General features: G+C 69.0%; 10 protein-coding genes. 6 read left to right on the top strand and 4 right to left on the bottom strand.

What is annotated here, in order from left to right; genetic code table 11:
• The first annotated feature begins 64 nt into the window (after positions 1-64).
• Positions 65-1,807: a beta-galactosidase family protein gene (locus LQZ85_RS06515; RefSeq protein WP_056277850.1), complete on the top strand. Its 1,743-nt coding sequence runs from the start codon at positions 65-67 to the stop codon at positions 1,805-1,807.
• 37 nt (positions 1,808-1,844) lie between these two features.
• Entirely contained in the window at positions 1,845-2,210 is a 366-nt protein-coding gene (locus LQZ85_RS06520) for an HNH endonuclease signature motif containing protein (protein ID WP_053099033.1), read from the top strand.
• Between the two features lie 9 nt (positions 2,211-2,219).
• Here LQZ85_RS06520 and LQZ85_RS06525 read toward each other — a convergent pair whose 3' ends face one another.
• Together LQZ85_RS06525 and LQZ85_RS06530 are read right to left on the bottom strand one after the other, a co-directional pair.
• Positions 2,220-2,741: a hypothetical protein gene (locus LQZ85_RS06525; protein ID WP_056277847.1), complete on the bottom strand. Its 522-nt coding sequence runs from the start codon at positions 2,739-2,741 to the stop codon at positions 2,220-2,222.
• Entirely contained in the window at positions 2,738-3,235 is a 498-nt protein-coding gene (locus tag LQZ85_RS06530) for a metallophosphoesterase (RefSeq protein WP_056277844.1), read from the bottom strand. The genes LQZ85_RS06525 and LQZ85_RS06530 overlap by 4 nt, the downstream gene beginning before the upstream one ends.
• A gap of 147 nt (positions 3,236-3,382) precedes the next feature.
• Here LQZ85_RS06530 and LQZ85_RS06535 point away from each other — a divergent pair, with 147 nt between their 5' ends.
• Positions 3,383-4,843: an MFS transporter gene (locus LQZ85_RS06535; RefSeq protein ID WP_053095475.1), complete on the top strand. Its 1,461-nt coding sequence runs from the start codon at positions 3,383-3,385 to the stop codon at positions 4,841-4,843.
• 62 nt (positions 4,844-4,905) lie between these two features.
• On the opposite strand, the gene LQZ85_RS06540 is transcribed toward LQZ85_RS06535, so the two are convergent.
• On the bottom strand, positions 4,906-5,937 hold the full coding sequence (locus LQZ85_RS06540; protein ID WP_056277842.1) for a S66 peptidase family protein: 1,032 nt from the start codon (positions 5,935-5,937) through the stop codon (positions 4,906-4,908).
• Between the two features lie 92 nt (positions 5,938-6,029).
• Between LQZ85_RS06540 and LQZ85_RS06545 the strand changes: the two genes are divergently transcribed.
• Complete coding sequence (locus LQZ85_RS06545; protein WP_053095473.1) at positions 6,030-6,236, top strand: hypothetical protein; 207 nt, start codon at positions 6,030-6,032, stop codon at positions 6,234-6,236.
• Positions 6,237-6,314: 78 nt separating this feature from the next.
• On the top strand, positions 6,315-8,198 hold the full coding sequence (locus LQZ85_RS06550) for an ABC transporter ATP-binding protein (protein ID WP_056277840.1): 1,884 nt from the start codon (positions 6,315-6,317) through the stop codon (positions 8,196-8,198).
• Between the two features lie 161 nt (positions 8,199-8,359).
• Here the strand turns inward: LQZ85_RS06550 and LQZ85_RS06555 are convergent, their stop codons facing one another.
• Positions 8,360-10,222 (bottom strand): phosphoenolpyruvate carboxykinase (GTP), encoded by a 1,863-nt coding sequence (locus tag LQZ85_RS06555; RefSeq protein WP_056277836.1) that lies wholly within the window; start codon positions 10,220-10,222, stop codon positions 8,360-8,362.
• A 109-nt stretch (positions 10,223-10,331) separates the two neighbouring features.
• Here LQZ85_RS06555 and LQZ85_RS06560 point away from each other — a divergent pair, with 109 nt between their 5' ends.
• Positions 10,332-11,774, top strand: a complete 1,443-nt coding sequence (locus tag LQZ85_RS06560; RefSeq protein WP_056277833.1) for an XRE family transcriptional regulator — start codon at positions 10,332-10,334, stop codon at positions 11,772-11,774.
• Positions 11,775-11,782 lie beyond the last annotated feature (8 nt).

The following is an 11,782-nucleotide window of genomic DNA, read 5'->3' on the forward strand; positions in this document are numbered from 1 at the left end:
CGCACGTCCGGGCCGGACGGGGACTCGCTCTCCGTCCGGCCCTCCCCATCGAAAGCACCGCATCGTGACCTCCTTCTCCATCGGCGAGACAGACTTCCTCCGCGCCGGGCTCCCCCACCAGGTGATCTCCGGTGCCATCCACTACTTCCGGGTGCACCCCGACCAGTGGCAGGACCGCATCCGCAAGGCCCGTCTGATGGGACTCAACACGATCGAGACCTACGTCGCATGGAACGCTCACGAGCCTCGGCGCGGCGAGTGGGATGCCACGGGTTGGAACGACCTGGGCCGGTTCCTCGACCTGATCCAGGCGGAGGGCATGGATGCGATCGTGCGGCCCGGCCCCTACATCTGCGCCGAGTGGCACAACGGCGGGCTGCCGAACTGGCTCACCGCGGGCGAGCGCGAGCTGCGCTCCTCCGAGCCGACGTTCCTCGCCGATGTCAGCGACTACCTCCGCCGGGTCTACGACATCGTCGCGCCCCGGCAGATCGACCGTGGCGGCTCGGTCGTGCTCGTGCAGATCGAGAACGAGTACGGCGCGTACGGCTCGGACAAGGACTACCTCGAGGCGCTCGTCGCCCTCACCCGAGAAGCCGGTATCACCGTGCCCCTCACCACGGTCGACCAGCCGACCGATCGGATGCTGGCAGACGGCAGCCTCCCCGAGCTGCACAAGACCGGATCCTTCGGATCGCGCAGCGCCGAGCGCCTCGCCACCCTGCGCGCCCACCAGCCCACCGGCCCCCTGATGTGCTCCGAGTTCTGGGACGGCTGGTTCGACTGGTGGGGCGGCGTGCATCACACGACCGACGTGGACACCGCCGCCGCCGATCTCGACGAACTGCTGGCCGCGGGGGCCTCGGTGAACATCTACATGTTCCACGGCGGCACGAACTTCGGTCTCACGAACGGTGCCAACCACAAGGGCCGTTACCTGCCGATCGTCACGTCATACGACTACGACGCGCCTCTCGACGAGGCCGGCAACCCGACGGCGAAGTTCTTCGCCTTCCGCGACGTCATCGCGAAGTACGCGCCCGTCCCCGACGAGCTGCCCGCCGCGGCCACCGCGGCACCGGTCTTCTCCGTGCCGCTGAAGCCGGCGGGATCATGGACGGATGCCGCGGCATCGACGCCCGCATCCGCAGTTCCGCGGACATTCGACGAGCTGGAGCACCTGAGCGCTCTGATCCGGTACGACGTCGAGCTTCCCGAAGGGCGCGGCGGTCAGCTCGTGCTCGACGAGGTGCGCGACCTCGCCTGGGTGAGCGTCGACGGCCAGCCCGTCGGCATGCTCTCCCGCACCCGTCACGACCGTTCCCTGCGGATTCCCGCGGGACGGACGCTCAGCATCCTCGTCGAGGAGGGCGGCCGCGTGAACTACGACCACCGACTCGGCGAGCAGAAGGGTCTGATCGGCGCTCCTGCCCTCGACGGCACGCCGCTGACCGGCTGGCACTCGACCGCGCTGGACGTCGCAGGGATCGCGGCGGAGATCGGCTCCAGCGGCGGGAACACGTCGAGCGGCCCGGGAAGCGCACCCTCTGCGTGGGTCGCAGACTTCGCGCTCGACTCCGCCGCCGACCTGTTCCTCGACACCGTTGCCTGGAGCAAGGGCTATGCGTTCGTCAACGGGTTCTTCCTCGGACGGTACTGGCGCAACGGGCCGCAGCGCACCCTCTTCGTGCCGGCCCCGACGACGCGAGCGGGAGACAACCGGCTCATCGTGCTCGAGCTGGAGCAGCTGCTCGCGCCCACGGCCGACTTCGTGCCGGCGCTCGCTCTCGGCGACACCGAGGAATAGATCACAGGCACGGGCATCCGCCCAGTACCGTGTGTCTGTGCCGCGCCGAAGATTCTCCACCCCCACGCCCGCTGCGCGCGCCCGTCATGCGAAGCGGCGCCGGGGCCGGGTGGCCAGAGCGGACAACGACCTCACCGCCGAGCAGTGGGCCTCGCTGCAGGAGGCCTGGGGCGGATGTGCATACTGCGGAGCGGGCGACATCGCGCTCCAACGCGACTGCGTGATGCCGATCTCCCGCGGCGGTCGCTACACCGTCGAGAACGTGGTGCCCGCGTGCGGGTCCTGCAACGCGAGCAAGCGCAACGACGAGGTCACGTCGTGGCTCCGACGCAAGCGACTCGACGAGCGCGCTTTCCTCAGCCGGTATGACGCCATTCTCCGCGACCTGCGCCCGACCGACTGATCGGGCCCGTCACCCGCTGCGGCGGGACCTCCAGACGGCCGCGGTGAGGTGCGCGGCGTCGGCCCGGGTGATGCTCTGCCAGTTGCGACCGCCCCGCGCGAACGACTCGTGCACGCCGGACGGCACCGCGGCCGGCTCCACCGGACGATCGAGCCAGTCGCACGCGCGCACGTGCACGAGGTCGACTGCACGGGCTTCGCCCGACGCGTCGTAGCGCCAGGGCCCGGCGATCCGGCCGAGCCACAGCAGTCCGTCGACGTCGCGCGTCCAGACGAACGACCCCTCGGAAACCGAGGAGAACCTCTCGAGCCTGCGCGCCGCCCGCTCACCGAAGGCGGCATCGACTGCGGCGAGCGCGTCGGCCGGCGACTCCGGGATGCGGTCGAGGCGACCTCCCACTCCGCAGACCCCGATCCGCAGCGCGCGCTCGACCGCGAGCCCCTCGCGCACCCCGTCGTCGCGCGATCGCATCGGGGCGCGGTACGCCGCGGGAACCTCGATGTCGTTACCCGCGCGAGGTGCGGTGGTCATGCGAGCGGCACCAGCGTGGCGTCGACCCGTGCGCCGTCGATCGCCACCGACATCATCGTGCAGACGGGCTGCCTGCGGCGGTCGGTCGGCGACCCCGGGTTCAGCAGGCGCATCCCGGATGGGGCGACGGTGTCCCACGGGATGTGGGAGTGGCCGAACACGAGCAGGTCGACGCCCGGGAACGCCGCATCCATCCGCTCCTCGCGCCGCTGCTTCGGTCCGGTCTCGTGCACCACAGCGACCTCGACGTCCTCGACCGTCAGCCGTGCGATCTCGGGCAGTCGCTCTCGCAGCGCGGGGCCGTCGTTGTTCCCGTGGACGCCGACGAGCAGCCGCGACCGGGACTCGATCAGATCCAGCGTCGCGAGGTCGATCCAGTCCCCCGCGTGCACGACGATGTCGGCGTCGTCGACCGCTCGCAGCACCGCGTCGGGCAGTCGCTTGGCACGGGCGGGCACATGCGTATCGGCGATCAGCAGCAGTCTCGTCGTCACGGTTCTCCGTCTCGGGTGGGCACGGGCATCCGCCTCCGACTCTACGCACGCGGTCCAGCGGGATGTCATACGCACCCAGCAAACGTTCAGGAAGGCGTAGGATCTCTCGGTGCCTTGGTATACCGGGCCATGGATCTAAGGAGCTGTATGAGTACGTCCACCGCCCCCGCGAACCCGCGTTCGCGTGTCATCACGGCGAGCCTGGTCGGCACCACGATCGAGTTCTACGACTTCTACGCCTATGCGACAGCGGCCGTGCTCGTGTTCCCCGTGCTGTTCTTCCCCACCGGCAACGACACCACGTCGCTGCTGTCATCGTTCGCCGTGTTCGGCGCCGCCATGGTCGCCCGCCCCATCGGCGCGGTCGTCTTCGGCCACTTCGGCGACAAGTTCGGACGCAAGGCGACTCTCGTCGCCTCGCTGCTCACGATGGGCATCGCGACCTTCATCATCGGCCTTCTTCCCACGTTCCAGCAGATCGGCTGGTGGGCGGCACTGCTGCTGCTGATCCTGCGCCTCGCTCAGGGCTTCGCCCTCGGCGGCGAGTGGTCGGGTGCCGCGCTGGTCGCCACCGAGAACGCTCCGGCCGGCAAGCGCGCCTGGTACGGCACGTTCCCGCAGCTGGGCGCGCCGCTCGGCTTCATCATCGCCAACTTCCTCTTCCTCGGCATCAACTGGCTGCTTCCCCACGCCGACAACCCCGCACTGAAGTCCGAGGCCTTCCTGTCGTGGGGCTGGCGCATCCCGTTCCTCTTCTCGGCCGTCATGGTCATCATCGGCCTGTGGGTGCGTCTGAAGCTCGTCGAGTCCGACACCTTCAAGAAGGCCGAGAAGAAGGGCGCGATCCGCAAGCTGCCCCTCGCGACCGTGTTCCGCCACCACTGGAAGCAGCTGATCCTCGGCACGTTCATCATGCTGGCGACGTACGTGCTGTTCTACCTGATGACCAACTTCACCCTGGCGTACGGCACGAAGCCGGCCACGCTCGAGACGGCGTCCGCCGCCGCTCAGGCCGCTGCCGAGGCGACGGGCAAGGACTTCGACGCGTCGGCTTTCGCCGCGCAGTTCTATCCGGGACTCGGGTTCGCCTACACGGACTTCGTGCTCATGCAGATCGTCGGCGTCGTGTTCTTCGGCATCTTCACCCTGCTCTCCGGTCCCATCGCCGACACGATCGGGCGTCGCAAGCTGCTGCTGTGGGTCACCGGGCTCATCATCGTGTTCGGCTTCACGTTCAATGCGTTCCTGCTCCCCGCGATGGACCCGAAGTTCACGGGCGCCCTCGCGCAGGCGTTCCTCGTGTTCGGGTTCATGCTCATGGGCGCGACGTTCGGTCCGATGGGAGCGCTGCTGCCCGAGCTCTTCCCGACGAACGTCCGCTACACGGGATCCGCGATCTCCTACAACGTCTCGTCGATCCTCGGCGCAGCCGTCGCTCCGCTCATCGCGCTCTGGCTCTGGGAGCTCGGCGACGGCGCTCCGTGGCTGGTGGGACTGTACCTGTCGGCGATGGGCGTGCTGACCTTCATCGCGCTCCTGCTGTCGAAGGAGACCAAGGACAACGACTACGAATCGGACCTCGGAGTCGCGGCCGCCGTCGAACTCTGACGCGCTCGTCCACGCGAAGGGCGGCATCTCCTCGGGAGGTGCCGCCCTTCGTCGTCCGGCGGTCAGTAGGCGGCGTGGATGGTGCGCGTCGAGCCGTCGAGCACCATCGTCCCGCCGAACGGCACGATCCACTGCGGCCGCGTGTGGCCGAAAGGCACCCCGACGCAGACCACCGCGTCGGGGTTGTACCGCGAGACCGTCTCGATCACCGCATCCCGTTGCGCGGCGCGCAGCGCGTCTGCCTCGGTCGACGAGGGGAGGAACTCGAAATCGCTCACGGGCGGACGCGCGACGACCACTCCCGCGACCACATCGAGGATCCCACGCTCCCCCAGCCCGCGCATCCATCGCGCCACCCAGCTCGCCGGCGGACGCTCTTCGCTGGTCTCGAGCAGCAGGATCCCGCCGCGCAGGTCGTATGCCGAGGGCAGCCTGTCGGCGAGCGCGAGCTGATCGACGACCTCGAGGCAGCCGCCCCAGGTGCGACCTTCGACGCGGACAGCCGGACCCGACCAGGTCCAGTCCTCGGTCGCGACCCGATCGCCGTATTCGGTGAGAGCGCGCGGGTCCGTCCAGCGCCTCCCCACGTCCTCCGACTCTCCGGGCTCCGTGATCTCGACCGTGCCGCCGTCGAGCAGCGCCGCGCGCAGCGACCGCAGATGCACGTCGTCGACCGCGGGCCCGGGACCGAGATGCACGGCCGTGGATCCGCCGTAGTAGCCGCGGATCCCGAGGCTCCACAGCCAGTTGAGGATGTTGGTGTTGTCGCTGTAGCCGAGGAACGGCTTCGGGTCGGCCTGGGCGAGCGCGGCGTCGAGGTGCGGCACCACCAGGATCTGGTCGTCCCCGCCGATCGTCGCCAGGATCGCCCGGATGCTCGGGTCGGCGAAGGCCGCGTTCACGTCGGCGGCCCGGGCTTCAGGACTCGCATCGAGCTGCCGCGTGGTCGGATACTCGACCGGGATCAGTCCGGTCAGCCGCTCGAGTCGGCTGAGCGCCTGCTCGTGGAGCTCGGGCGCGACCGCGGGCGCGGCGAAGGCGGGCGACAGGACGGCGACGCGGTCGCCGGGCACGGGTTTCGATGCGGACAGCATCGGCCCAGTCTCGCATCCTGAGCACCGAGATAACGTCAATGCATGTTGACAAGGGGGCGATCGTCAACAAGTATTGACGCAGGAGGTTCCCCATGACCATGAAGACCGCCATCGCACAGGATGACGCCGGCGAGCCGCTCTCGGAGCTCCACCGCCTCGCCGCTCTGCGCAGCGAGCTGGCCAGGGCCGAGGAGACACAGGTGCGACGGGCGCGCAATCTCGGCTATTCCTGGCAGGCGATCGCGAGCTCCCTCGGCGTCTCGAAGCAGGCGGCGCACCGCCGTTTCGGCAGGCACTGACACTCATACAGCCCATCCACAGGATCCGCCCGCACACGAAGTACGGTCGAACTACCCCCTTTCAGAACGAGGTCCCGCATGTCCAGCACGGCGACATCACGCCGACGCGGACGCGGCGCGCACTACGACGGCCCGCGCGCCACTTTCCGCCAGCTCCTCCCCTTCCTCTTCGAGCACAGGCGCACGCTCATCGTCGTCGCTGTGCTCAGCGTCTTCGGGGCGGCCACCTCGCTCGCGCAACCGCTGCTGGTCGGGCAGCTCATCGAAGCCGTGCAGTCCGATCAGGGCCTCGGGATCCTGGTGTGGGTCCTCGTCGGTCTCGTGATCGTGTCGTCGATCATCTCCGGCTACCAGCACTATCTGCTGCAGCGCACCGGCACCGCGGTCGTGTACTCGAGCCGTCGCAAGCTGATCTCGCGCATCCTTCACCTGCCCATCAGCGAGTTCGACGCCCGCCGGACCGGAGACCTCGTCTCGCGCGTGGGCACCGACACGACACTGCTCTACGCCGTGCTCACCCAGGGACTGGCGGATGCCGTCGGCAGCGCGATCCTCTTCCTCGGCGCGCTGATCGCCATGCTCGTGATCGACCCGGTCCTGCTGCTGCTCATCGTCGTCGTGATCGGAGCCTCGGTCGTCGTCGTCACGGCGCTCAGCGGCCGCATCCGCACCGCGTCCACCGCTCAGCAGGAGAAGGTCGGCGAACTCGCCTCCGGGGTCGAGCGCGCCGTCGGCTCGATCCGCACCGTGCGCGCCTCGGGAGCCACCGAGCGCGAGACCGAGACCGTGTCGGCGCTCGCCTCGGAGGCCTACGGCATCGGGGTGCGGATCGCCAAGATCTCGTCGCTCGTGGTCCCCATCGCCGGAGTCGCACTGCAGGTGTCGCTCCTGGTGGTGCTGGGAGTCGGCGGCTTCCGGGTCGCGGCCGGCACGATCACGATCGCCTCGCTGATCACGTTCATCCTGTTCCTGTTCATGCTCGTGATGCCGCTCGCCACCACCTTCGGGGCGATCACCTCGGTGAACCAGGCACTCGGCGCCCTCGGCCGCATCCAGGAGGTGCTGAACCTGCCGACGGAGACCCAGCACGACGCCGAGATCGCCGCATCCGTCCCCCGCGATGCGGCAGACCCCCTCGCTCCGGCGATCGAGTTCCGTGACGTGCGCTTCCGCTATCCCGAGAACGTGGTCGCCGCTCGCCTCGCCGCCGCGAAGGAGGCGCAGACGCTTCTGGCCGACGCGCACCTCGAACCGACCGACGACTCGGCCGCCGTGGCGGAGCGCGAGGTGCTGCGCGGCGTCTCGTTCGCGGTGCCCCGAGGTGCGCGCGTCGCGCTCGTTGGGCCCAGCGGTGCCGGCAAGAGCACGATCCTCTCGCTCGTGGAGCGCTTCTACGACCCGACAGGCGGTTCGATCCGCCTCTACGGCCACGACTCGCGCACCTACCCGCGCGACGAGCTGCGCGCGCAGTTCGGCTACGTCGAGCAGGACGCCCCCACTCTCGCCGGCACGCTCGGCGACAACCTGCGTCTCGCCTCGCCGGATGCCTCGGATGCGGCCTGCGAACAGGTGCTGCGCGCGGTGAACCTGGGCGACGTGCTCGATCGCGATCCGCTGCGTCTCGATGCCCCCGTCGGCGAAGACGGCGTGATGCTCTCGGGAGGAGAACGCCAGCGTCTCGCGATCGCTCGCGCGCTGCTCACCGACGCACCGATCCTGCTGCTCGACGAGTCGACCTCGTCGCTCGACGGCGTGAACGAGCAGCGCATGCGCGAGGCCATCGACGCGGTCTCGACCGATCGCACCCTCATCGTGATCGCTCATCGACTGTCGACCGTCGTCGACAGCGATCTCATCGTCGTGCTGCAGGACGGCGCAGTGGTCGGTCAGGGCACTCACGCCGAGCTGATCGAGTCGACGCCGCTCTATCGCGACCTGGCTCGGCACCAGCTGCTCGCCTGAGCGTCGCGGCAGGGGCGCACGCGGTCAGAGCGGGAGAAGTACGCGAAGGCGGGATGCCGGAGACCACTCAGCCATGGGTTCGTCTCTGACGTCCCGCCTTCGCGGGTCTGGGGCCACGGGGGCCGTGGAGCGCCGGCTCCCCCGAACCGGCGCCCGCTCTGTCACGCCTTGTCGAGGCGGTAGCGCAGCGAGGCGAGCTCGGCCCGGAGGGCGGCGGGGACCTTGTCGCCGAAGGTGTCGTAGAACTCCTCGGTGAGGTCGGCCTCGGTCTTCCAGGCGTCGGTGTCGATCGAGAAGAGCTCCTCGAGGTCGGCCTCGGGCACGTCGATGCCGTCGAGATTGAGGTCCTCGATCAGCGGCAGGCGACCGATCGGGCTGTCGACCGTCGAGACCTCGCCGGAGACGCGACGGATGATCCAGTCGACGACTCGCGAGTTGTCGCCGAATCCGGGCCACAGGAAGCGGCCGTCCGCGCCACGACGGAACCAGTTCACCTGGAAGATGCGCGGTGCGCGGTCGAACCGGAGACCACGGCCGACCTTCAGCCAGTGACCGAAGTAGTCGGCCATGTTGTAGCCGCAGAACGGGAGCATGGCGAACGGATCGCGACGCAGCTCGCCGACCTTGCCCTCGGCGGCCGCGGTGCGCTCGGACGAGATGTTGGAGCCGAGGAACACGCCGTGGGTCCAGTCGGTGGCCTCGACGACGAGCGGCACATTGGTCGCCCGACGTCCGCCGAAGAGGATCACGTCGAGCGGCACCGCCTCCTCCCAGTCCTCCGAGATCTGCGGGCACTGCGCGGCCGAGACCGTGAAGCGCGAGTTCGGGTGCGCGGCGGGGCGGCCGGAGTCCGGCGTCCAGTCGTTACCCTCCCAGTCCGTGAGGTGGGCGGGCGCCTGATCGGTCAGCCCCTCCCACCAGACGTCTCCGTCGGGCCGGAGCGCGACGTTCGTGAAGATCGTGTTGCCCCAGAGGGTCTCGACCGCCGTGACGTTCGTCGACTCGCCCGTGCCCGGCGCGACGCCGAAGAATCCGGCTTCCGGGTTGATCGCCCAGAGGCGGCCGTCTTCACCGGGGCGGATCCACGCGATGTCGTCGCCGAGCGTCTCGACGCGCCATCCCGGGATGGTCGGGCGCAGCATCGCGAGGTTCGTCTTGCCGCACGCGGAGGGGAACGCCGCAGCCACGTGGTACGCCTTGCCCGTGGGATCGATCACCCGGATGAGCAGCATGTGCTCGGCGAGCCAGCCCTCGTCGCGGGCGATGACCGAGGCGATGCGCAGGGCGAAGCACTTCTTCGCGAGGATCGCGTTGCCGCCGTAGCCCGAGCCGAAGGAGTAGACCTCGAGCGTCTCGGGGAAGTGCACGATGTACTTGTCGTCGTTGCAGGGCCACTCGACGTCGGGCTCTCCCGCAGCGAGCGGCGAGCCGACCGAGTGCACGGTCTTGACCCACGGAGCGCCGTCGGCGATCTGGCGGGTGACCGCATCGCCGACGCGCGTCATGATGCCGATCGACGCGACGGCGTAGGCGCTGTCGGTGACCTGGACGCCGATGTGCGAGAGCGGTCCCCCGACGGGCCCCATCGAGAAGGGCACGACGAACATCGTGCGGCCTCGCATGGATCCCTCGAAGATCTCGGTCATCTTCTCGCGCATCTGCGCAGGAGGAGCCCAGTTGTTGGTCGGGCCGGCATCCTCTTCGCTCTCGGACGAGATGTAGGTACGGCCCTCCGTGCGTGCGACGTCGCTGGGGTGCGAGCGGGCGAGGTACGAGCCGGGACGCCACTCGGGGTTCAGCTTGATCAGCTTGCCCTCGTCGACGAGCCCGCGCAGCAGCCAGTCGTTCTCGGCACGCGAGCCGTCGACCCAGTGGATCGAGGCCGGCTGCGTGAGCGCCGCGATCTCATCGACCCAGGCGGCGAGCTCTGCCATCGCAGGGGTGTCATACGTCGGAGCCGTCCCGAAGGTGCGCACAGGTGCGACAGATGATGCTCGGGGGGTGAAGACTTCGGCGATCGCCATGACTACTCCTTTGAAGTGAGGGGCGTTTGTTCCATCTTCTTCCGGTTCGTGCACGACTTTCTGCCATTCCGGGCGATAAGAATCGCGCTTCTTTCGCTAGTATCAAGGAATGGCTCCTTCCGGCATCCACCTCGCGACTCTCGGCCACCGCATCAGGCACCACCGCCTCGAGAAGGGCTTCACGCTCGATGAGCTGGGCGCACTCGTCGGCGTCGCCGGTTCGCAGCTGAGCCTGATCGAGAACGGCAAGCGCGAACCGAAGCTCTCGCTGCTGCAGGCCATCGCGCTGGCGACGGGCACCGAGGTCACCGACCTCATCTCGGGCGAGCCGCCGAACCGTCGCGCCGCTCTCGAGATCGAACTCGAACGCGCCCAGGAGAGCCCGGTGTTCCGGCAGCTCGGCATCGCCCCCGTGCGCGTCACGAAGGGGATGAGCGACGAGACGATCGAGTCGCTTCTGGGCCTTCATCGCGAACTCCAGCGACGCGAACGAGAGGCGATCGCCACGCCCGAAGAAGCCAGACGAGCGAACACCGAGCTGCGTCTGCGGATGCGCGAGCAGAACAACTACCTCGCGGACATCGAGAGACTCGCTGAGAAGCAGCTGCGGTCCGCCGGGCACGTGCAGGGCGCGCTGACGCACCGCACCGTGAGCATCATGGCCGACAAGCTCGGCTTCGAACTGATCTACGTCAACGATCTGCCGCACTCGACCCGCTCGGTCACCGACCTCGAGAACGGGCGCATCTACCTGCCGCCCGCATCGATCCCCGGGGGTCACGGCCTGCGGTCCATGGCGCTGCAGGCGATGGCGCACCGACTGCTCGGACACACCCCGCCCACCGACTACGCCGACTTCCTGCAGCAGCGGCTCGAGATCAACTACTTCGCCGCCGCGTGCCTGATGCCCGAGACGGCGTCCGTCGCCTTCCTGCAGCAGGCGAAGAAGGATCGCAACCTCGCGGTCGAAGACTTCCGCGACGCATTCGGCGTGACCCACGAAGCGGCCGGGATGCGCATGACGAACCTCCTCACCCAGCACCTGGGCATGTCACTGCACTTCCTCCGTGTCGACGCCACCGGTGCGATCACGAGGGTCTACGAGAACGACGACCTCCCCCTGCCGATGGACGTCACGGGCGCTGTCGAGGGCCAGCGGGTGTGCCGGAAGTTCCAGGCGCGCGCGGCGTTCACGCAGCAGAACCGCACGAACGAACACCACCAGTACACCGACACACCCTCCGGCACCTTCTGGTGCTCGACGCAGACCGGCGCCTCGACCGACGGCGAGTTCTCGATCACGGTGGGCGTTCCCTTCGACGACGCGCGCTGGTGGCGTGGGCGCGAGACCGCCGACCGCGCGGTCTCGACCTGCCCGGATGAGGCGTGCTGCCGCCGCCCCTCGGCCGACCTCACCGAACGGTGGAACGGGAAGGCCTGGCCGAGCGCCCGCGTGCACACCCACATGTTCTCGCCGCTCCCCCGTGGCGCGTTCCCCGGCGTCGATGACAACGAGGTCTACAACTTCCTCGGACGCCACGCGAGCGAGTGATCCGCGCC

Source organism: Microbacterium sp. Bi98, assembly GCF_918698045.1.
Lineage (GTDB): Bacteria > Actinomycetota > Actinomycetes > Actinomycetales > Microbacteriaceae > Microbacterium.

What these genes read in the sequence shown, in the direction of transcription:
- LQZ85_RS06525 (WP_056277847.1), bottom strand. Translation starts at nt 2,741, where the DNA reads ATGACCACCGCACCTCGCGCGGGTAACGACATCGAGGTTCCCGCGGCG.
- LQZ85_RS06535 (WP_053095475.1), top strand. Translation starts at nt 3,383, where the DNA reads ATGAGTACGTCCACCGCCCCCGCGAACCCGCGTTCGCGTGTCATCACG.
- LQZ85_RS06540 (WP_056277842.1), bottom strand. Translation starts at nt 5,937, where the DNA reads ATGCTGTCCGCATCGAAACCCGTGCCCGGCGACCGCGTCGCCGTCCTG.
- LQZ85_RS06545 (WP_053095473.1), top strand. Translation starts at nt 6,030, where the DNA reads ATGACCATGAAGACCGCCATCGCACAGGATGACGCCGGCGAGCCGCTC.
- LQZ85_RS06550 (WP_056277840.1), top strand. Translation starts at nt 6,315, where the DNA reads ATGTCCAGCACGGCGACATCACGCCGACGCGGACGCGGCGCGCACTAC.
- LQZ85_RS06555 (WP_056277836.1), bottom strand. Translation starts at nt 10,222, where the DNA reads ATGGCGATCGCCGAAGTCTTCACCCCCCGAGCATCATCTGTCGCACCT.
- LQZ85_RS06560 (WP_056277833.1), top strand. Translation starts at nt 10,332, where the DNA reads ATGGCTCCTTCCGGCATCCACCTCGCGACTCTCGGCCACCGCATCAGG.